The organism is Paracoccus sp. ME4 (assembly GCF_046736325.1).
Classification (GTDB): domain Bacteria; phylum Pseudomonadota; class Alphaproteobacteria; order Rhodobacterales; family Rhodobacteraceae; genus Paracoccus.
The window spans coordinates 2,570,273-2,589,670 of record NZ_CP151276.1 but is presented as its reverse complement, the minus strand read 5'-3'; the positions used below and the strand labels follow the sequence as shown (position 1 = coordinate 2,589,670).

Here is a 19,398-nt window from a genome sequence, read left to right as displayed (position 1 = left end):
AAGACAATGCTGCAACCGAAACGGACCAAGTTCCGCAAACAGCACAAGGGCCGCATCCACGGCGAGGCGAAGGGCGGTTTCGACCTGAACTTCGGCTCGTTCGCCCTGAAGGCGACCGAACCCGAGCGCGTCACGGCACGCCAGATCGAGGCGGCCCGCCGCGCGATCACGCGTCACATGAAGCGTCAGGGCCGGGTCTGGATCCGGATCTTCCCGGACGTCCCCGTCTCGTCGAAGCCCACCGAAGTCCGGATGGGTAAGGGCAAGGGCTCGGTCGACTTCTGGGCCGCCCGCGTCCACCCGGGCCGGATCATGTTCGAGATCGACGGCGTCAACGACACCATCGCCCGCGAGGCCCTGCGCCTCGGCGCGATGAAGCTGCCGGTCCTGACCCGCATCGTCGCCCGCGAGGACTGGTAAGTCCTCCGCCCTTCGGGGCGCGCATGACACCGGGGCCCCGCCGAGCGATCGGCGGGGCCTTTTTCCATGTGCAGCAGGGAGGGCTGACAGGATGACTCCTTCGTTGAATGGGCTCTTCGACGCTGTCCTAATCTTTTTGGTGCTGGCCCTCGCCTTGGTCGTCACGCATGTCGTCTGGCTGAGGCAGGTCGTCGCGCAGTTGCGGCGTCGACCCATCGCACCGGTGGCCAGGCTGGCCCTGTTCCTGCTGGCACTGATGAGCCCCCTGGTCGGCCCCTATGCCGTCATGGCCGCCAGGGGCAGGGCAGGGGGCGCCACCGTCGCGGACGAAGGCCGGCGCCGCATCATCATGCCGGGCGCGGGTCTCGCCTCGGTTATGGTCCAGGCGCACCGGGCCGCGGACCGTTATGCCGGTGGTCCGGAGGTCTATCGGCAGGCCTTTCTGGAGGTGCTGCCCGCGTTCCTCTGCTTCTGGCTTTTCGCTCATGCGGTGCTCTATCTGATGTTCAGCACATTCGGGCGCACGCGACGGGGACCCCTGTCCAGCAACGTGCACCTCCTGAGTGCCATCTTCGTTCTCGCTGTCGCGTAGCGGCGGCGGCCGATCGTCGGGCCGCCCGGCTTTTCCGCCACGCAAGGGTTGCCAAAAGCCCGCGCAGCCTGTATGGGCAGGCCTTCATCACGAAACTCCACCGGAATCAGGGTGGCCCTGGGCACCAGGGGCTCTCCGGTGATGTTGAAAGGAAGATGCGTCATGGACGCCAAGGAACTGACGGCGAAGACGCCGGACCAGCTGAAGGACCAGCTGGTCGCCCTCAAGAAAGAGGCCTTCAACCTGCGCTTCCAGCAGGCCACCGGCCAGCTGGAGAGCACCGCGCGCATGCGCGCCGTGCGCCGCGACGTGGCGCGCGTGAAGACCATTCTGAACCAGAAAGCGGCCGAAGCCGCGGCCTCGAACTAAGGAGTCCGGCCCATGCCCAAACGTATCCTGCAAGGCCGCGTCACCAGCGACAAGAATGAACAGACGATCACCGTCCTGGTCGAGCGCCGCTTCAAGCATCCCGTGCTGCACAAGATCGTGCGCTCGTCGAAGAAATACCGCGCGCATGACGCGCAGAACCAGTTCAAGATCGGGGACACCGTTCGCATCGTCGAATGCGCCCCGATCTCGAAGACGAAACGCTGGACTGTCCTGACGGACGAAACCGCTTCGGCCTGAAGTCCATCATCACAGATCAGAAATGATCGAAACCCTGGGGCCGCATCTGGCGGTCCCCAAAGGTCGGGAGAAACCAAATGATCCAGATGCAGACCAATCTGGATGTCGCTGACAACTCTGGCGCTCGCCGGGTTCAGTGCATCAAGGTCCTGGGTGGTTCGCACCGTCGCTATGCGTCGGTGGGCGACATCATTGTCGTGTCCGTCAAGGAAGCCATCCCTCGGGGCCGGGTGAAGAAGGGTGACGTCCGCAAGGCCGTCGTCGTTCGCACCGCCAAGGAAGTGAATCGCGAAGACGGAACCTCGATCCGCTTCGACCGCAACGCCGCCGTCATCCTGAACAACCAGGGCGAGCCGGTCGGCACCCGCATCTTCGGGCCGGTCGTGCGCGAGCTGCGCGCGAAGAACTTCATGAAGATCATCTCGCTTGCGCCGGAGGTGCTGTAATGGCTGCCAAGCTGAAGAAGGGCGACAAGGTCGTCGTGCTGGCCGGCAAGGACAAGGGCAAGCAGGGTGAGATCACCGCCGTCATGCCCAAGGACAACAAGGCCGTTGTCGACGGCGTGAACGTCGCCATCCGCCACACCAAGCAGTCCCAGACCAGCCAGGGCGGACGCGTGGCCAAGGCCATGCCGATCGACCTGTCGAACCTGGCGCTGATGGACAAGAACGGCAAGGCGACCCGCGTGGGCTTCCGCATGGAAGACGGCGCGAAGGTCCGTTTCGCCAAGACCACGGGAGACGTGATCTGATGCTGGACTCTGCGAAATACACGCCCCGCCTGCGCGGCGAATACCGCGAGAAGGTCCGTGCCGCGCTCAAGGAAGAGTTCGGCTACAAGAACGACATGCAGATCCCGCGTCTGGACAAGATCGTCCTGAACATGGGTGTCGGCGAAGCCGTCAAGGACACCAAGAAGGTCAAGCAGGCCGCCGACGAGCTGTCGCTGATCGCCGGTCAGAAGGCCGTCATCACCTACGCCAAGAAGTCGATCGCCGGCTTCCGCGTGCGCGAGGAGATGCCGCTCGGTTGCAAGGTGACCCTGCGCGGCGACCGGATGTACGAATTCCTGGACCGCCTGATCAACATCGCCATGCCCCGCGTCCGCGACTTCCGCGGCGTGAAGCCGACCTCGTTCGACGGCCGCGGCAACTATGCGATGGGCCTGAAGGAGCACATCGTGTTCCCGGAAATCAACTTCGACAAGGTCGACGAAGTTCTGGGGATGGACATCATCATCTGCACCAACGCGAAGACCGACGCGGAAGCGAAGTCGCTGTTGAAGCATTTCAACATGCCGTTCACCAGCTGATCGCGGAGGGAAAGAAGATATGGCAAAGAAATCCATGATCGAGCGCGAGAAGAAGCGCGAGCGTCTGGTCAAGCAGTTCGCCGCCAAGCGCGCCGACCTGAAAGAGATCATCAACGATCAGTCCCGTCCGATGGAGGAGCGGTTCAAGGCAAGCCTGAAGCTGGCCGAACTGCCGCGCAACTCGTCGGCGACGCGTCTGCACAACCGGTGCCAACTGACCGGTCGTCCGCATGCGTATTACCGCAAACTGAAACTGTCGCGGATCATGCTGCGCGAGCTGGGCTCGCAAGGTCAGATCCCCGGCCTGGTCAAGTCCAGCTGGTAAGGGGGCACACAGAATGATGAACGATCCTCTCGGCGATATGCTGACCCGCATCCGCAATGCGCAGATGCGCGGCAAATCGACCGTCCGCACCCCCGCCTCCAAGCTGCGTGCCTGGGTTCTGGACGTGCTGAAGAACGAAGGTTACATCCGCGGCTACGAGGAAGTGACCACCGAGGCCGGCCACAAGGAGCTGGAAATCGGGCTGAAGTACCACGATGGTTCGCCGGTCATCCGCGAGCTGTCGCGCGTCTCCAAGCCGGGTCGCCGCGTCTATGCCGGGTCCAAGGAAATCCCGCAGGTCCGTCAGGGCCTGGGCGTCTCCATCGTCTCGACTCCCAAGGGCGTCATGACGGATGCAGCGGCTCGCACTGCCAATGTCGGCGGCGAAGTCCTCTGCACCGTGTTCTAAGGAGGGCAGAATGTCTCGTATTGGTAAGAAGCCGGTCGAACTGCCCAAGGGCGTGACGGCCGAGATCAAGGGCCAGACCATCGAGGTGAAGGGGCCGAAGGGCACCCGCAGCTTCACGGCCACCGACGACGTGGATCTGGTGCTGGAAGAGGGCTCCGTCGCGGTCAAGCCGCGCGGAACCTCCAAGCGCGCCCGCCAGCAGTGGGGCATGACCCGCTCCATGGTCGAGAACCTGGCGACCGGCGTGTCGACGGGCTTCAAAAAGGAGCTGGAGATCCAGGGCGTGGGTTACCGCGCCACCATGCAGGGCAACGTCCTGAAGCTGGCTCTGGGCTATTCGCACGACGTGAACTTCGAGGTGCCGCAGGGCGTCACGATCACCGCGCCGAAGCAGACCGAAATCGTTGTGGAGGGCATCGACCAGCAGCTGGTTGGTCAGGTTGCCGCGAACATCCGCGAGTGGCGCAAGCCCGAGCCCTACAAGGGCAAGGGCATCCGCTACAAGGGCGAGTTCGTCTTCCGCAAGGAAGGCAAGAAGAAGTAAGGGGCGCATGAAATGGCACTGAAAAAGCAAGAGCTGTTCCAGAAGCGCCGCCTGCGCGTGCGGAACAAGCTGCGGGCGATGTCGAACGGACGTCCCCGCATGTCGATCCACCGGTCGTCGAAGAACATCTTCGTTCAGGTCATCGACGACCTGAAGGGCGTGACCCTGGCCTCGGCCAGCACGCTGGAGAAGGACTTCGGTCTGGTCGGCAAGAACAATGTCGAGGCCGCCGCCAAGATCGGCGCCGCGATCGCCGAGCGCGCCAAGGCCGCCGGCATCGAGGAAGTGGTCTTCGACCGCGGCGGCTTCATCTTCCACGGCAAGGTGAAGGCTCTGGCCGACGCCGCCCGTGAAGGTGGCCTGAAGTTCTGATGATGCGGGCGGCGCCTCCGGGTGCCGCCCCGATGATCCGGGGGCCGTCCTCTGGGCGGCCCACCAGGATCGTGACAACGGCGCGACGCGCGCCAGATATGCAAGGAATGCCTCATGGCAGAACGTGACAATCGTCGGGGCGGTCGCCAGGACCGCGAAGAGAACCCGGAATTCCAGGATCGTCTGGTCGCGATCAACCGCGTCTCGAAGACCGTCAAGGGCGGCAAGCGCTTCGGCTTCGCGGCGCTGGTCATCGTGGGCGACCAGCGCGGCCGCGTCGGCTTCGGCAAGGGCAAGGCCAAGGAGGTCCCCGAGGCCATCCGCAAGGCCACCGAGCAGGCCAAGCGCAGCCTGATCCGCGTGCCGCTGCGTGACGGCCGCACCCTGCACCACGACATCGAAGGTCGTCACGGTGCCGGCAAGGTCATTATGCGCACCGCCGTTCCGGGTACCGGCATCATCGCGGGCGGCCCGATGCGCGCCGTGTTCGAGATGCTGGGCGTGCAGGACGTCGTGGCCAAGTCGCAGGGGTCGCAGAACCCCTACAACATGATCCGCGCCACCCTGGACGGCCTGAAGAAAGAGTCGAGCCCCCGCTCGGTCGCGACCCGTCGCGGCAAGAAGGTGGCCGACATCCTGCCGCAGGACAACAAGCCGGCTGAAGCCGCCGTCGAAGCGTAAGGAGCCATCATGGGAACCATCGTCGTCAAGCAGATCGGCAGCCCGATCCGCCGCCCCAAGGACCAGCTGGCCACGCTGAAGGGCCTGGGCCTGAACAAGATGAACCGCACGCGCGAGCTGGAGGACACCCCCTCCGTGCGCGGCATGGTCAACAAGATCCCGCATCTTGTGACCATCATCGAAGAGAAGAACTGAGGAAACGGGGCGCTTCGGCGCCCCTTTCGCTGTCCGGCGCCCTGTTGCGCCACCGGCACGGCGCGCGCGAATTGCGCGGCACCCCTCTGGGTTGTGCGCCGCGCCCGTCCTAGGCTGACCCGCAGCCGAAGGACCCTGCCATGACCCTCTCCAGACTGGCCCTGCTGATCGCCCTGCTGCCCGCCGCGGCGGAGGCCGGCGCATGGGCGCGCGATCCCGGCGGAACGTTCATCGCGCTCTCGACCGAGCGGGACGGGGACGGCAACCGCTATGACGGTCTCTATGCCGAGTACGGCCTGCGGGAGCGCCTGACGCTCGGGGCCGAGATCGGGCACAGCGACGGCGTGCAGACCAGCGCGCTGGTCTGGATGCAGCGCAGCCTGGACGACGGGCAGGGGGTTCACCGGCTGAGCCTGGCCAGCGGCGCCGGGGCCATCCGGCGCGACGGTCAGTGGCTGCCGCTGGCGCAGGTGGCCCTCTCCTGGGGGCGTGGCCTCGACCGTCCGAACGGAGGCTGGGTCACGGTGCAGGCGCAGCTGCGCGTCGCGGGCAAACCGGTCGATCCCGCGCTGCCCGCCAGCGAGGCGCAGGCGGCGCTGCTGACGCCGGACTTCGTCTGGAAGACCGACGCGACCCTGGGCCTGGGCCTGCCCTGGGGGCTGACGCTGGTGCAGGACCTGCGCCTGGAGGACCGGCCGGATCTGGACTTCTCGGCGAAGTATGCACCGTCGCTGGTCGCGGATGTGCCGGGACCGCTGCGCCTGCAGCTGGGCGTGGTGCAGCCGCTGACCGGACCCGGCGAGGCCGCGATCAGGCTGGGCAGCTGGATCGAGTTCTAGTCGCCGCTGCAGGCATAGACCGTGCCGCCCACCGCCACGACCGACACGGCCGCCCCGGTCAGCAGCACCGGCGAGGCCGCCACCGCCGCCGCCGCCCCGCCCAGCGAGGCCAGGGCGCCCGAGATCGCGCTGCCCGTGCCGCTGATGATGACCGCGCCCGATCCGTCGGGCAGCGCCTGCATGCCCTGCACCGACCGGCGCGCGGCGGCGCCGGTGATGGCGCGGGCGGCGGCCGTGGTCTGGTTCACGCGCTGGCAGACGGCGTTGGTCTGGCGGCGGCACTGCCCCCAGGCATCGCGCGGCCCCAGGTCATAGCCCAGAACCGATTCGCTGGCCTTGTCGAAGCGCAGGCAGAAGGGCAGGCGCTCCTCGTCGGTCAGTTCGGGCGTCAGGCTGCGCAGGACGACATAGCTGGGGCAGTCGTGCCGCCCGATGCGCGTGGCCAGCTGCTCGCGCCGCGAATAGGTGTCCGACAGCCGCGCCTCGGCCTTGTCATAGCCCATCACCACGTCGCGCCCGTTGATGCGCGCGGTGCAGAAGGTCGGCTCGGCCTCCTGCGCCGCGACGGGGGCGGGCAGGGCCGGAAGGGTCGTCATGAGGGCAAGTGCAAGGGCCAGCAGGGCAGGGCGGGGCATGGTCGCTCCGATCGAGGTCGCGGGATCCTCCCGTGCCTGAGCCACGGCGGCGCGGCCTTCAAGACACAAGACGGTGTGATCGGCGATTGCGCGCATCGCTGTGGCCGGATCGCTTGAAAGACGCGGGCGATGCGCGTATGACGCCCCGGTGCCGATGGGCACAGTGATTCAGCAAGCAAGAAAAGCCGTGGCCCCCTGTTTCGCTTCGAGGGTGCGTCCGGCAAGGAGAAGCGACATGAAACTGCATGAAATCCGCGACAACGACGGCGCCAACCGCACCAAGAAGCGCGTCGCGCGCGGCCCCGGTTCGGGCAAGGGCAAGACCGCCGGCCGCGGCATCAAGGGTCAGAAGTCGCGCTCGGGCGTGGCTCTGGGCGGATACGAGGGCGGCCAGATGCCGCTGTACCGCCGCCTGCCCAAGCGCGGCTTCACCGCGCCGAACGCCAAGAGCTTCGCGGTCGTGAACCTGGGCCAGATCCAGGGCTTCATCGACGCGGGCAAGATCGACGGCAAGGCCGAGCTGACCGAGGACGCGCTGGTCGCCAGCGGTCTGGTCCGCCGCAAGCTGGACGGCATCCGCCTGCTGGCGAAGGGCGAGCTGAAGGGCGGCCTGACCATCACCGTCACCGGCGCGTCGAAGGCCGCGGTCGAGGCGGTCGAGAAGGCCGGCGGCAAGGTCAACCTGCCGGCAGCCCGCGACGCGGCGGCCGAATAAGCTGTTGATGGGGGCTTTCGCGCCCCATAGATAGCATCTAGGTTTTCAGGCGCCGCCGGTCCCCGCGAAAACGGGTCGGCGGCGCTGTCATGACACGGGACGGACTCACATGGCGTCAGCCGCAGAACAGATGGCCGCGAACCTCTCCTGGGGGCAGCTCGGCAAGGCCACGGAACTTCGCCAGCGGATCTGGTTCACGATCGGCGTGCTGATCATGTACCGCATCGGCACCTACATCCCCGTCCCCGGCATCGACGGCGCGGCGCTGCGCAACTTCATGGACCAGGCGTCCAGCGGCATCGGCGGCATGCTGTCGATGTTCACCGGCGGCGCGCTTGGCCGGATGGGCGTCTTCGCCCTGGGCATCATGCCCTACATCTCGGCCTCGATCATCGTGCAGCTGCTGACCTCCATGGTCCCCTCGCTGGAACAGCTGAAGAAGGAAGGCGAGAGCGGGCGCAAGAAGATCAACCAGTACACCCGCTACGGCACCGTCGCGCTGGCGCTGTTTCAGGCCTACGGCCTGGCGCGCAGCCTGGAGGCGGGCGGCCTGGCGCATGATCCCGGCCTGTTCTTCCAGGCCTCGGTGGTCATCACCCTGGTCGGCGGCACCATGTTCCTGATGTGGCTGGGCGAGCAGATCACCGCGCGCGGCATCGGCAACGGCATCAGCCTGATCATCTTCGTGGGCATCCTGGCGGAAATCCCGGCCGCGCTGGCCAACTTCTTCCAGCAGGGCCGCACGGGCGCCATCTCGACCCCGGTGATCCTGTTCGTGATCGTGATGCTGGTGGCGATCATCGCCTTCGTGGTGTTCATGGAGCGCGCGCTGCGCAAGATCCGCATCCAGTATCCCCGGCGCCAGGTCGGCATGAAGGTCTATGACGGCCAGACCAGCCACCTGCCGGTGAAGGTCAACCCGGCCGGCGTGATCCCGGCGATCTTCGCCAGCTCGCTCCTGCTGCTGCCGGTCACGATCTCGACCTTCTCGGGCAACGAGACCGGCCCGATCATGTCGGTGATCCTGGCCTATTTCGGCCCCGGACAGCCGCTCTATCTGCTGTTCTTCGCGGCGATGATCGTGTTCTTCACCTATTTCTACACGCAGAACGTGTCGTTCAAGACCGATGACGTGGCCGAGAACCTAAAGAACCAGGGCGGCTTCATTCCGGGCATCCGTCCGGGCAAGCGGACGCAGGACTATCTCGACTATGTCGTGAACCGCCTGCTGGTCATCGGTTCGGCCTACCTGGCCCTCGTCTGCCTGATGCCCGAGATCCTGCGCGACCAGTTCTCGATCCCGGTCTATCTGGGCGGCACTTCGGTCCTGATCGTGGTCTCGGTCACCATGGACACGATCAACCAGGTCCAGAGCCATCTGCTGGCCCACCAGTACGAAGGCCTGATCGAGAAGTCCCAGCTGCGCGGCAAGCGCAAGCCGGGCACGGCCAAGCCGCGCCGCCTGCCGTCGCGCCGCTGAGGCGGCGCGACCAACCGACGACACGACAAGGCCGGCACAAGGCCAAGCTGAGGGGGACAGACGCCATGACCATCAACATCATCCTGCTGGGGCCGCCGGGTGCGGGCAAGGGGACCCAGGCCAAGCGCCTGGTGGACGAGCGGGGTCTGGTGCAGCTTTCCACCGGCGACATGCTGCGCGCGGCGCGGTCGTCGGGGACCGAGATGGGGCGGCGCGTCGCCGAGGTCATGGATCGCGGAGAGCTGGTCACCGACGAGATCGTCATCGGCCTGATCCGCGAGCAGCTGGACAAGGGCGGCAAGGGCTTCATCTTCGACGGCTTCCCCCGCACGCTGGCGCAGGCCGATGCCCTGGGCCGGCTGCTGTCCGAGATGGGCACCCGCCTGGACGCGGTGATCGAGCTGCGCGTCGATGACGAGGCCCTGGTCGGCCGCATCGTCAAGCGCGCCGAGGAAAGCGCCGCCGCCGGTCAGCCGGTGCGCCGCGACGACACGCCCGAGGTCTTTGCCGACCGGCTGCGCGAATACTACAAGAAGACGGCGCCGCTGCTGGGCTACTACTACGCCAGGGGCGAGCTGCAGAGCGTCGACGGCATGGCGCCCATGGATCAGGTGGCGGCCCAGATCGCCGCGGCCCTGCCGGCTTGACGACGCGGCGCTCTGCCGCTAATGCACGTCATCTCGCAAGAGAATCACCCGGCTCGCGGGTGGACCATCGATTTGGCCCGAAGGCATGGCTTTCGGGCCTTGCGTTGTGAAAAAAGGTTCCGGCGTTACGGAACCGCAACTGAAAAGGAAAACGCGTGGCTCGTATTGCTGGCGTCAACATTCCGACGGGGAAACGCGTCCCCATCGCTCTGACCTACATCCATGGCATCGGCGACCTCTATGCCGAACAGATCTGCGAAGCCGTCGGCATCGACCGCACCCGTCGCATCAATGACCTGTCGGACGCCGAAGTCCTGGCCATCCGCGAATACATCGATGCCAACCTGACCGTCGAGGGCGACCTGCGCCGCGAAGTCCAGATGAACATCAAGCGCATGATGGACCTGGGCTCGTACCGTGGTCTTCGTCACCGTCGCGGCCTCCCGGTCCGCGGTCAGCGTACGCATACCAATGCGCGCACCCGCAAGGGCCCGGCCAAGCCGATCGCCGGCAAGAAGAAATAAGGGGCAAGCGACATGGCACGTGACAAGACCCGCATGAAGCGCAAGGAACGCAAGAACATCGCCACCGGCGTTGCGCATGTGAACTCCAGCTTCAACAACACCAAGATCCTGATCTCGGACGTCCAGGGCAACGCCATCGCCTGGTCCTCGGCCGGCACGATGGGCTTCAAGGGTTCGCGCAAATCGACCCCCTACGCCGCCCAGATGGCCGCCGAAGATGCCGGCCGCAAGGCGCAGGAACACGGCGTCCGCACGCTGGACGTCGAAGTCCAGGGCCCCGGTTCGGGCCGCGAATCGGCGCTGCGCGCGCTGGCCGCCGCCGGCTTCAACATCACGGCCATCCGTGACGTGACGCCGATCGCGCATAACGGCTGCCGCCCGCCCAAGCGCCGTCGCGTCTGATCCTGGATCATCATTGACCGGCCCGTGCGTCCGCGCATGGGCCGGACTTTCGCATTTCACCTCGGGCGTTTCCGGCCTTGGACATGGGTCGGGGACAGGTATGGAGGAAAATCCATGATCCACAAGAATTGGGCCGAACTGATCAAGCCGACCCAGCTGGTCGTCAAGCCGGGCGCCGACGCGACCCGCACCGCGACCCTGGTCGCGGAGCCGCTGGAGCGGGGCTTCGGCCTGACGCTTGGCAACGCGCTGCGCCGCGTGCTGATGTCGTCGCTGCAGGGCGGTGCCATCACGGCCGTGCAGATCGACAACGTCCTGCACGAGTTCAGCAGCGTCGCCGGCGTCCGCGAGGACGTGACCGACATCGTGCTGAACCTCAAGGGCGTCACCCTGAAGATGGACGTCGAGGGCCCCAAGCGCCTGACGCTGTCCGCCAAGGGTCCGGGCGAGGTCAAGGCCAGCGACATCCAGGAGACGGCCGGCATCACGGTTCTGAACCGCGACCACGTCATCTGCCACCTGGACGACGGCGCCGAGCTGAACATGGAACTGACCGTGCAGACGGGCAAGGGCTATGTCGCCGCCGACAAGAACCGCCCCGAGGATGCGCCCATCGGCCTGATCCCGATCGACGCGATCTTCTCGCCGGTCAAGCGCGTCAGCTACGAGGTCCAGCCGACCCGCGAGGGCCAGGTGCTGGATTATGACAAGCTGACGATGAAGATCGAGACGGACGGATCGCTGACCCCCGAGGACGCCGTGGCCTATGCCGCGCGCATCGTCCAGGACCAGCTGTCGGTCTTCGTGAACTTCGACGAGCCCGAATCGGCGACCCGCCAGGACAGCGACGACGGGCTGGAATTCGACCCGCGCCTGCTGAAGAAGGTCGACGAGCTGGAACTGTCGGTCCGTTCGGCGAACTGCCTGAAGAACGACAACATCGTCTATATCGGCGATCTGATCCAGAAGACCGAAGCGGAAATGCTGCGGACCCCGAACTTCGGCCGCAAGTCCTTGAACGAGATCAAGGAAGTGCTGTCGGGCATGGGCCTGCATCTGGGCATGGACGTGGTCGACTGGCCGCCGGAGAACATCGAGGACCTGGCCAAGCGTTTCGACGACCAGTTCTGAGAGATCGGCGGGGGCGGCATGCCCCCGCCACCCGGGCAACCCGCCCCAAGGAGAGCGGCCCGCACGCATGGGCCGCCGGACAAAGCAAAAGACGTCATAGGAGATCATCATGCGTCACGCCCGTGGCTATCGCCGCCTCAACCGCACCCACGAACACCGCAAGGCGCTGTTCGCCAACATGTCCGGCTCGCTGATCGAGCACGAGCAGATCAAGACCACCTTGCCGAAAGCCAAGGAACTGCGTCCGATCGTCGAGAAGCTGATCACGCTGGCCAAGCGCGGCGATCTGCACGCCCGCCGTCAGGCCGCCGCCGCGCTGAAGCAGGACATGCATGTCGCCAAGCTGTTCGACGTGCTGGGTGAGCGCTACAAGGACCGTCAGGGCGGCTATGTCCGCATCATGAAGGCCGGCTTCCGCTATGGCGACATGGCGCCGATGGCGATCATCGAGCTGGTCGACCGCGACACCAGCGCCAAGGGTGCCGCCGACCGCGCACGCCTGGAAGCCGAGTTCGCCGCCGAGGAGTGATCCCCGCGCATCGGTCGCAAGGCCGCAGAAGCCCCGTCGCGTTCATCGCGGCGGGGCTTTTTGCTGGCCGCACCCTGCGGGGCTGACGTAGGGGAAGCCGTCATTCTTCGTCTTCCGCGAGAGTTCCGCAGGCTGTATCCTCCGTGCAGGCTGTGTCGGATTTTCGGCGGGCTCAGGGAGAGGGCAATGTATTTCAGCCGGGATTTGGTCGCGTTAACCAAATCGAAACTTTGTGGGGTCAATGCTTGGATCATCGTTGACCTGAAACCATTCAACCTGTTCAAAAAGCCATGTCATCTCGTGCAGACATAAATGCGGGGCTTCGAAAGCTGGGCAAGATAGCCCTGTCCGGCTATTTCGTCGGCCTGCATATCCGATTTGCTGCACCGCTGATGCAGTTCCAGACCTATGCGGAGGAATGGTCGGAATTCTACTCCCAGAACGGCTATGCGCTGCGCGATCCCACGATCGCATGGGGCTTCTCGACGACCGGGGCCTGCCGCTGGTCGGCACTGCCCATTCCCGATCCGTTCAACATCCTCAAGGATGCCGCGGATCACGGGCTGATCTTCGGTCTGACCGTCTCGCACGGTCCGATCGCCTCGCGCACCATCGCGTCCTTCGCGCGCGCTGACCGCGAGTTCACGGAGGTCGAGATCGAGGAGATCTCGTCGACCGTGCGCCGGCTTCATGACATGACCGAACCGCCGGCAAGCCTCACAAAGGCCCAGAAAGAAGCCCTTCGTTGCATTGCGGAGGGCGATCGTCATGCAGCAGCGGCTGCCAAGCTTGGCATCACCGAAAGCGCGTTCAAGGCAAGGTTGATCTCTGTCCGGGAACGCCTGAAGGCGCGGACGACCGCCGAGGCGCTGCAGAGGGCCAAGGAATACCGTTTGCTGTAGATGTCGCCCAGGGGTCCGCGAGGCGGAGAAGGGTGCCCTCACACCCCAGGAGTTTTCAGATGCAGACGACCACCCTCTCCTTTTCGAATCTTCATAACCACGGTGAATTGTTCGCCAACCTTTTCCGCGCCCGCAAGCAGAGCTTCATCATCCAGAAGAACTGGGACCTGCCCGAGTCCGAAGACATGGAGTTCGACCAGTACGACACCCCCCAGAGCCGCTGGATCGCCATCCATGACCGGACCGAGGTCCTGGCGGGCATCCGCCTGACGCCGACCACGGCGCGCTGCGGCATCTATTCCTACATGATCCGCGACGCGCAGGAGGGCATCCTGGGCGGCAGCATCCCCCAGGACCTGCTTTACGAACCCGCGCCGATCGACCCGCATGTCTGGGAATGCTCGCGGGTCTTCGTCAGCCATTCGATCCCGCAGATGTACCGCCGCAAGGTCCACTTCAAGATGGTCGAGGCCATGACCGGCTCGGCCCGCGACATGGGCGCGACCAGGCTGATCGCGCTGACCGGGGCGAACTGGCCGCGCTGGTACGGGCGCTGCGGCCTCAGCGCCGCGGCCATGGGTCGGGAGATGTTCATCGACGACGGGCATTTCCAATGCGTGGCGATCGACCTGACCGCCAAGATGCACTGATCGCGCGACAGCCCCAGAACGGGGCTGTATTCGCACTCGGTCGCGGCCTAGAGTGGCCGGACCATGGCTGACCTGTTCGACGACGCATCGCGTGACGATCCTGCACCCGGTCCCGCACAGGGAACCGGCGGTCAGCGCCCGCTGGCCGACCGCATCCGGCCTGCGCGCCTGTCCGAGGTCATCGGGCAGGCCGGGGTCCTCGGCCCCGACGGGCCGCTCGGTAGCATGCTGGCCGCGGGCAGCCTGTCCTCGCTGATCCTCTGGGGACCGCCCGGCGTGGGCAAGACCACCATCGCGCGCCTGCTGGCCCATGAGACCGACCTGGCCTTCGTCCAGATCAGCGCGATCTTCACCGGGGTCCCGGACCTGCGCAAGGTGTTCGAGGCCGCACGCCTGCGCCGGAGCCAGGGGCGCGGCACGCTGCTGTTCGTGGACGAGATCCACCGCTTCAACAAGGCGCAGCAGGACAGCTTCCTGCCGCATATGGAGGACGGCACGATCCTGCTGGTGGGGGCCACCACCGAGAACCCGTCCTTCGAACTGAATGCCGCCGTGATGTCGCGCGCCCAGGTCGTCGTGCTGGAGCGGCTGAGCCTCGCGGATCTGGAGCTGCTGGCGCAGCGGGCGGAGCGGGAGCTGGGCCGCAAGCTGCCGCTGACCGCCCAGGCCCGCGACGTGCTGCTGGAGATGGCCGATGGCGACGGACGCGCGGCCTTGAACCTGATCGAGCAGGTCGCCGCCTGGAAGGTCGAGGGCAAGGTCGATCCCGACGCCCTGGCGAAACGCCTGAACAAGCGGGCCCCGAAATACGACAAGTCCGGTGAGGAGCATTTCAACCTGATCTCCGCCCTGCACAAGTCGGTGCGGGGCAGCGACCCGGATGCGGCCCTCTACTGGTTCGCGCGCATGCTGGAGGGGGGCGAGGACCCGCGCTATCTGGCGCGCCGCATCACCCGCATGGCGATCGAGGATATCGGCCTGGCCGATCCCGCGGCCGCGCGGCACTGCTTGGATGCCTGGGCGCTCTACGAGCGGCTTGGCAGCCCGGAGGGGGAGCTGGCCCTGGGGCAGGCGGTGATCTATCTCGCGCTCGCGCCGAAATCGAACGCGGGCTATGTCGCCTACAAGGGCGCGCGGGCCGAGGCGCGGCGCACAGGCAGCCTGATGCCCCCCGCCCATATCCTGAACGCGCCCACCAAGATGATGAAGGAGCAGGGATACGGCGCGGGCTATGCCTATGACCACGACGCCGAGGACGGGTTCAGCGGTCAGAACCATTTCCCCGACGGGCTGAAGCGCCCGGTCCTCTACACGCCCGTCGAACGCGGCTTCGAACGCGAACTGAAGCGGCGCCTGGACTGGTTCGTCAGTCAGCGCCTGAAGCGCGGCGGTTGACTTTGCGCGCGCGGGGCCACACAGACGCGCGCATGAACCCCTTTCTGCAAGTCGCCATCGGCGGAGCCCTCGGGGCGACCTGCCGCTATGCCATCTATCGGGTCATGCCGCTGGCATGGTCGGCGACGCTGCTGGTCAACGTGGTGGGCAGCTTCGCGATGGGCCTGCTGGCCGCGCTGCTGGCGCACAGGCTGGGCAATGCCTGGGCGCCGTTCCTGCTGACCGGCGTGCTGGGGGGATTCACGACGTTCTCGGCCTTCTCGCTGGATGTGCTGACGTTGTGGGAACGGGGTCAGGGCGTCATGGCGCTGATCTATGTGGGACTGTCGGTCCTGCTGTCGCTGGCGGCCGTGATGGCCGGGCTGGCCTTGGGACGAGGGATTTGGGCATGAGTGCCGTACAGACGATCATGGTCGGCGACGACGACGCGGAGATGCGTCTGGACCGCTGGCTGAAGAAACGCTTTCCGCATCTGTCGCAGATCGCCATCGAGAAGATGTGCCGCAAGGGAGAGCTGCGGGTCGACGGCGGCCGCGTCAAGGCCGCCACCCGGATCGCGCCGGGCCAGCAGGTCCGCGTGCCGCCGCTGCCCGAACCGGGTGACGCGCCGGCCCGCCCCGAGCGCCCCCTGGGGCCGCGGGTCAGTGACAGCGACGAGCAGATGATCCAGGCGGCCGTCCTGTGGAAGGACGAGCACATCATCGCGCTGAACAAGCCGCCGGGCCTGCCCAGCCAGGGTGGCAGCGGGCTGGGCGGTCGCCATGTGGACGGGCTGACCACGGCGCTGCTGTTCGGCTACAAGGAGCGGCCCAAGCTGGTGCACCGGCTGGACAAGGACACGTCGGGCGTCCTGCTGCTGGCGCGGACCGACCGCGTCGCGCGGGCGCTGTCCGAGGCCTTCCGCGACAAGACGACGCGCAAGATCTACTGGGCGGCGGTGGCGGGCGTGCCGCATCCGCGCATGGGCACGATCCGCTATGGCTTGGTCAAGGGCGGCGGCGGTCGCGGCGACAACGAGAAGATGATCGCCGTCCATCCCCGCGACATCGACAAGACCGAGGGTGCCAAGCGCGCCACGACCGACTACGCCGTGCTGGACGCGCTGGCCACGCGGGCCAGCTGGTGCGCGCTGGTGCCCATCACGGGCCGCACCCATCAGCTGCGCGCCCATATGGCCGAACTGGGCCATCCGATCGTGGGCGACGGCAAGTATGGCGGTTCGGGGCAGGAGAATCTGGGCGATGGCTGGGGCGCGCAGCTGGGCGGGGAGATCAGCAAGAAGCTGCACCTGCACGCGCGGTCCATCAGCTTCGACCATCCGATCACCAAGAAGCGCATGACCGTCACCGCGCCGCTGCCCGAACACATGGCCCGCACCTGGAAATCGGTCGGCTGGCACGAGAACGACGTGCCCGACGATCCCTTCGCGGATGACGCATGAGGCTGGTCGTCTTCGATGTCGACGGCACGCTGATCGACAGCCAGGACCACATCACCCACGCCATGGGGCAGGCCTTCCGGGCCGCGGGGCTGGCGCCCCTGCCGCGGGCGCGGGTGCTGTCCATCGTGGGCCTGTCGCTGCCGGTCGCGGTGGCCGAACTGGCGCCGGAGGCCGATGCGGCGACGCAGGCGCGCGTCGTCGCGGCCTACAAGGACAGCTTCATGCGCGCGCGGCTGGACGGGCATGCGCCGCTCTATGACGGGGCGATGGACTGCCTGGACCGGCTGGCAGGGCGGGACGACGTGATCCTGGCCATCGCCACGGGCAAGTCCAGGCGGGGCCTCGACGCGATGATCGAGGCGCATGGCCTGCGGGGACGGTTCCTGAGCCTGCAGACCGCGGACGGGCATCCCTCCAAGCCGCATCCCGCGATGATCCACGCCGCTCTGGCCGAGACGGGCGTGCCGGCCGCGCGCGCGGTGATGGTCGGCGACACAAGCTTTGACATGCTGATGGCCCGGGCGGCGGGGCTGCCCGGTTTCGGCGTCAGCTGGGGCTATCACCCCGCCGCCGCGCTGGCGGAGGCGGGCGCGGCGCGCATCCTGGACGATTTTTCCGCATTGACGTCAGCCATCGAGGAGTGGGCCGCATGAGCGAATGGAAGGCACGCCGGTTCTGGACCACCGTCGCGACCCGTCCCGCGGAGGGCGGGGTCGAGATCACGCTGGACGACCGGGTGCTGCGCACGCCGGGCAAGAAGGCGCTGACACTGCCGACGCAGCCCTTGGCCGAGGCCGTGGCCGAGGAGTGGCGTGCGCAGGGCGAGCTGATCCAGCCGCTGACCATGCCGCTGACCCGCGCGGTCAATTCGACGGTCGAGAAGGTCGTTCCGCAGTTCGAAGCGGTTGCGGCGATGCTTGCCGAATATGGCGGCACCGATCTGCTGTCCTATCGGGCAACCGAACCGGAGGCGCTGATTCGCCGTCAGGCCGAGGCCTGGGACCCGCTGATCGACTGGTCGGCGCAGGTCCTGGGCGCGCCGCTGCGGGTCACGCAGGGCGTGATTCCCGTCCCGCAGGAGGCGCAGTCGCAGCGCCGGCTGCACGACCGCATCGCGGCGCTTGACCCGTGGGGGCTGACCGCGCTGCATGATCTGGTGACGATTCCCGGCTCTCTGGTGATCGGCCTCGCGGTCACCCAGGGCCGTCTGGCCGCCGCCGAGGCCCATGCCCTGTCGCGCATCGACGAGGATTTCCAGGCCGAGCAATGGGGATCGGACGAGGAGGCGCAGGAGGCCGCCGCCGCCCGTCTGCTGGCGATGGAACAGGCAGAGCGCCTCTGGCTGCTGTCCCGCCGGGGTTGAAAGCGCTTGGCGCGGCGCGCCAGGTTCTTGACGCGGAAACTTGTATCGGCACAATACCGCCTAATAGGACGGCATCTGGCCGTGCTATGCCGACAAGGACCCCGAGAAGGGTCCGCAACGCGTCGGCCGGGATTCCGGTCCCGGCTGCGCGCTCCAACACAGAGGTAGCAATGAAAAAATCGGTATTCCTGGGGACGGTGGCTGCGGCAACCCTGCTGGCCGGCGCCGGCATGGCGCAGGAGGGCACGACCCTGGCCCAGGTCAAGGAACGCGGCGAGCTGAACTGCGGCGTCAACACCGGCCTGGTCGGCTTTGCGGCACCCGATGCCAGCGGCAACTGGACCGGCTTCGACGTGGCCTACTGCCGCGCGCTGGCGGCCGCCGTCCTGGGCGATCCGAACAAGGTGCGCTTCGTGCCGACGACCGGCCAGACGCGCTTCACCGCGCTGTCCTCGGGCGAGGTCGACGTGCTGGCCCGGAACTCGACCTGGACCTATTCGCGCGACACCGACCTGGCGCTGGATTTCGTGGGCGTCAACTACTACGACGGTCAGGGCTTCATGGTCCGCAAGGACCTGGGCGTGACCTCGGCCAAGGAGCTGGACGGCGCGACCGTCTGCATCCAGACCGGCACCACGACCGAGCTGAACCTGGCCGACTACTTCCGCGCCAACAACCTGACCTACACGCCCGTCAACATCGACAGCAATGCCGAGGGCGAGCAGCAGTACATGGCCGGCGCCTGCGACGCCTACACGACCGACGCCTCGGGCCTGGCCGCGACCCGCGCGGCCTTCGCGGACCCGGAAAACCACATCATCCTGCCCGAGATCATCTCCAAGGAACCGCTCGGGCCGGCCGTGCGCCACGGCGACAACAACTGGGGCGACATCGCGCGCTGGACCCTGAACGCGCTGATCGCGGCCGAGGAATACGGCGTGACCTCGCGCAACATCGAGGAGCTGGTCCGCTCCTCCGAGAACCCCGAGGTCCAGCGTCTTCTGGGCACCACCGATGAGCTGGGCGCGATGATGGGCCTGGACGCCGAATGGGCGCGCCGCGCGATCCTGGCCGGCGGCAACTACGGCGAGATCTTCGCCGCCAACATCGGCGAGCAGACCCCGATCGGTCTCGCGCGCGGCCTGAACGCGCAGTGGACCCAGGGCGGCCTGCTCTACGCGCAGCCGTTCCGCTGATCGACCGATGACGACCGGGGCCGGGCCTGCATGGGCCCGGCCCCGACGATGCCAACGAAACACCCGCATGACA

Annotated in this window: 30 protein-coding genes; 29 read left to right on the top strand and 1 reads right to left on the bottom strand. The window is 66.8% G+C overall.

Going from position 1 to position 19,398, the window contains the following annotated elements:
- The first annotated feature begins 6 nt into the window (after positions 1-6).
- The 14 genes from rplP (at position 7) to AACG61_RS13110 (ending at position 6,315) form a co-directional block, all read left to right on the top strand.
- Positions 7-420, top strand: coding sequence for a 50S ribosomal protein L16 (rplP, locus tag AACG61_RS13175; RefSeq protein WP_045982159.1), 414 nt, complete (start codon positions 7-9; stop codon positions 418-420).
- Between the two features lie 139 nt (positions 421-559).
- Positions 560-1,012: a hypothetical protein gene (locus AACG61_RS13170; protein ID WP_411837564.1), complete on the top strand. Its 453-nt coding sequence runs from the start codon at positions 560-562 to the stop codon at positions 1,010-1,012.
- Between the two features lie 162 nt (positions 1,013-1,174).
- Positions 1,175-1,381 carry a 50S ribosomal protein L29 gene (gene rpmC, locus AACG61_RS13165; RefSeq protein WP_411837563.1) on the top strand — a complete coding sequence of 69 codons (207 nt, stop codon included), beginning with the start codon at positions 1,175-1,177 and terminating at the stop codon, positions 1,379-1,381.
- Between the two features lie 12 nt (positions 1,382-1,393).
- Positions 1,394-1,639 (top strand): 30S ribosomal protein S17, encoded by a 246-nt coding sequence (gene rpsQ / locus AACG61_RS13160; protein WP_411837562.1) that lies wholly within the window; start codon positions 1,394-1,396, stop codon positions 1,637-1,639.
- A 77-nt stretch (positions 1,640-1,716) separates the two neighbouring features.
- On the top strand, positions 1,717-2,085 hold the full coding sequence (gene rplN, locus AACG61_RS13155; protein WP_022708219.1) for a 50S ribosomal protein L14: 369 nt from the start codon (positions 1,717-1,719) through the stop codon (positions 2,083-2,085).
- Complete coding sequence (gene rplX, locus AACG61_RS13150) at positions 2,085-2,390, top strand: 50S ribosomal protein L24 (protein WP_411837561.1); 306 nt, start codon at positions 2,085-2,087, stop codon at positions 2,388-2,390. The genes rplN and rplX overlap by 1 nt, the downstream gene beginning before the upstream one ends.
- Entirely contained in the window at positions 2,390-2,950 is a 561-nt protein-coding gene (rplE, locus tag AACG61_RS13145; RefSeq protein WP_411837560.1) for a 50S ribosomal protein L5, read from the top strand. Before rplX ends, rplE begins: the two co-directional genes overlap by 1 nt.
- A 19-nt stretch (positions 2,951-2,969) precedes the next feature.
- Positions 2,970-3,275, top strand: coding sequence for a 30S ribosomal protein S14 (gene rpsN / locus AACG61_RS13140; RefSeq protein ID WP_411837559.1), 306 nt, complete (start codon positions 2,970-2,972; stop codon positions 3,273-3,275).
- A 16-nt stretch (positions 3,276-3,291) separates the two neighbouring features.
- Positions 3,292-3,684: a 30S ribosomal protein S8 gene (rpsH, locus tag AACG61_RS13135; protein WP_411839522.1), complete on the top strand. Its 393-nt coding sequence runs from the start codon at positions 3,292-3,294 to the stop codon at positions 3,682-3,684.
- A gap of 10 nt (positions 3,685-3,694) precedes the next feature.
- On the top strand, positions 3,695-4,228 hold the full coding sequence (gene rplF / locus AACG61_RS13130; RefSeq protein ID WP_411837558.1) for a 50S ribosomal protein L6: 534 nt from the start codon (positions 3,695-3,697) through the stop codon (positions 4,226-4,228).
- Positions 4,229-4,240: 12 nt separating this feature from the next.
- A complete protein-coding gene (gene rplR, locus AACG61_RS13125) occupies positions 4,241-4,600 on the top strand; it encodes a 50S ribosomal protein L18 (RefSeq protein WP_411837557.1) in 360 nt (119 codons plus the stop codon).
- Between the two features lie 114 nt (positions 4,601-4,714).
- Positions 4,715-5,281 carry a 30S ribosomal protein S5 gene (gene rpsE / locus AACG61_RS13120; RefSeq protein WP_411837556.1) on the top strand — a complete coding sequence of 189 codons (567 nt, stop codon included), beginning with the start codon at positions 4,715-4,717 and terminating at the stop codon, positions 5,279-5,281.
- A 6-nt stretch (positions 5,282-5,287) separates the two neighbouring features.
- Positions 5,288-5,476 (top strand): 50S ribosomal protein L30, encoded by a 189-nt coding sequence (gene rpmD / locus AACG61_RS13115; protein ID WP_411839521.1) that lies wholly within the window; start codon positions 5,288-5,290, stop codon positions 5,474-5,476.
- 140 nt (positions 5,477-5,616) lie between these two features.
- Positions 5,617-6,315, top strand: coding sequence for a hypothetical protein (locus AACG61_RS13110; RefSeq protein WP_411837555.1), 699 nt, complete (start codon positions 5,617-5,619; stop codon positions 6,313-6,315).
- Here the strand turns inward: AACG61_RS13110 and AACG61_RS13105 are convergent.
- The gene (locus tag AACG61_RS13105) at positions 6,312-6,950 is read right to left on the bottom strand and encodes a hypothetical protein (protein ID WP_411837554.1); all 639 of its coding nucleotides are present in this window, start codon (positions 6,948-6,950) and stop codon (positions 6,312-6,314) included. The two genes, AACG61_RS13110 and AACG61_RS13105, sit on opposite strands and share 4 nt — an antisense overlap.
- 235 nt (positions 6,951-7,185) lie before the next feature.
- Here AACG61_RS13105 and rplO point away from each other — a divergent pair, with 235 nt between their 5' ends.
- The 15 genes from rplO (at position 7,186) to AACG61_RS13030 (ending at position 19,325) form a co-directional block, all read left to right on the top strand.
- Positions 7,186-7,665 (top strand): 50S ribosomal protein L15, encoded by a 480-nt coding sequence (rplO, locus tag AACG61_RS13100; protein ID WP_411837553.1) that lies wholly within the window; start codon positions 7,186-7,188, stop codon positions 7,663-7,665.
- A 109-nt stretch (positions 7,666-7,774) separates the two neighbouring features.
- Positions 7,775-9,145 (top strand): preprotein translocase subunit SecY, encoded by a 1,371-nt coding sequence (gene secY / locus AACG61_RS13095; RefSeq protein ID WP_411837552.1) that lies wholly within the window; start codon positions 7,775-7,777, stop codon positions 9,143-9,145.
- A gap of 65 nt (positions 9,146-9,210) precedes the next feature.
- On the top strand, positions 9,211-9,792 hold the full coding sequence (locus AACG61_RS13090; protein WP_411837551.1) for an adenylate kinase: 582 nt from the start codon (positions 9,211-9,213) through the stop codon (positions 9,790-9,792).
- A gap of 155 nt (positions 9,793-9,947) precedes the next feature.
- Complete coding sequence (rpsM, locus tag AACG61_RS13085) at positions 9,948-10,316, top strand: 30S ribosomal protein S13 (RefSeq protein ID WP_411837550.1); 369 nt, start codon at positions 9,948-9,950, stop codon at positions 10,314-10,316.
- Between the two features lie 12 nt (positions 10,317-10,328).
- Positions 10,329-10,718, top strand: a complete 390-nt coding sequence (gene rpsK / locus AACG61_RS13080) for a 30S ribosomal protein S11 (RefSeq protein ID WP_042247912.1) — start codon at positions 10,329-10,331, stop codon at positions 10,716-10,718.
- Between the two features lie 114 nt (positions 10,719-10,832).
- Positions 10,833-11,849, top strand: a complete 1,017-nt coding sequence (locus AACG61_RS13075) for a DNA-directed RNA polymerase subunit alpha (protein ID WP_119885000.1) — start codon at positions 10,833-10,835, stop codon at positions 11,847-11,849.
- Between the two features lie 109 nt (positions 11,850-11,958).
- The gene (rplQ, locus tag AACG61_RS13070) at positions 11,959-12,378 is read left to right on the top strand and encodes a 50S ribosomal protein L17 (protein ID WP_411837549.1); all 420 of its coding nucleotides are present in this window, start codon (positions 11,959-11,961) and stop codon (positions 12,376-12,378) included.
- 290 nt (positions 12,379-12,668) lie between these two features.
- On the top strand, positions 12,669-13,280 hold the full coding sequence (locus AACG61_RS13065) for an autoinducer binding domain-containing protein (protein WP_411837548.1): 612 nt from the start codon (positions 12,669-12,671) through the stop codon (positions 13,278-13,280).
- A gap of 59 nt (positions 13,281-13,339) precedes the next feature.
- Positions 13,340-13,930: an acyl-homoserine-lactone synthase gene (locus tag AACG61_RS13060; RefSeq protein ID WP_411837547.1), complete on the top strand. Its 591-nt coding sequence runs from the start codon at positions 13,340-13,342 to the stop codon at positions 13,928-13,930.
- 63 nt (positions 13,931-13,993) lie between these two features.
- Positions 13,994-15,325 (top strand): replication-associated recombination protein A, encoded by a 1,332-nt coding sequence (locus AACG61_RS13055; protein ID WP_411837546.1) that lies wholly within the window; start codon positions 13,994-13,996, stop codon positions 15,323-15,325.
- Between the two features lie 32 nt (positions 15,326-15,357).
- Positions 15,358-15,717: a fluoride efflux transporter CrcB gene (gene crcB / locus AACG61_RS13050; protein WP_411837545.1), complete on the top strand. Its 360-nt coding sequence runs from the start codon at positions 15,358-15,360 to the stop codon at positions 15,715-15,717.
- Positions 15,714-16,766 (top strand): RluA family pseudouridine synthase, encoded by a 1,053-nt coding sequence (locus tag AACG61_RS13045; RefSeq protein WP_411837544.1) that lies wholly within the window; start codon positions 15,714-15,716, stop codon positions 16,764-16,766. Before crcB ends, AACG61_RS13045 begins: the two co-directional genes overlap by 4 nt.
- Positions 16,763-17,419, top strand: a complete 657-nt coding sequence (locus AACG61_RS13040) for an HAD-IA family hydrolase (RefSeq protein WP_411837542.1) — start codon at positions 16,763-16,765, stop codon at positions 17,417-17,419. Before AACG61_RS13045 ends, AACG61_RS13040 begins: the two co-directional genes overlap by 4 nt.
- Complete coding sequence (locus AACG61_RS13035) at positions 17,416-18,129, top strand: ATP12 family chaperone protein (protein ID WP_411837541.1); 714 nt, start codon at positions 17,416-17,418, stop codon at positions 18,127-18,129. Before AACG61_RS13040 ends, AACG61_RS13035 begins: the two co-directional genes overlap by 4 nt.
- A gap of 170 nt (positions 18,130-18,299) precedes the next feature.
- Positions 18,300-19,325 (top strand): amino acid ABC transporter substrate-binding protein, encoded by a 1,026-nt coding sequence (locus AACG61_RS13030; protein WP_411837540.1) that lies wholly within the window; start codon positions 18,300-18,302, stop codon positions 19,323-19,325.
- Positions 19,326-19,398 lie beyond the last annotated feature (73 nt).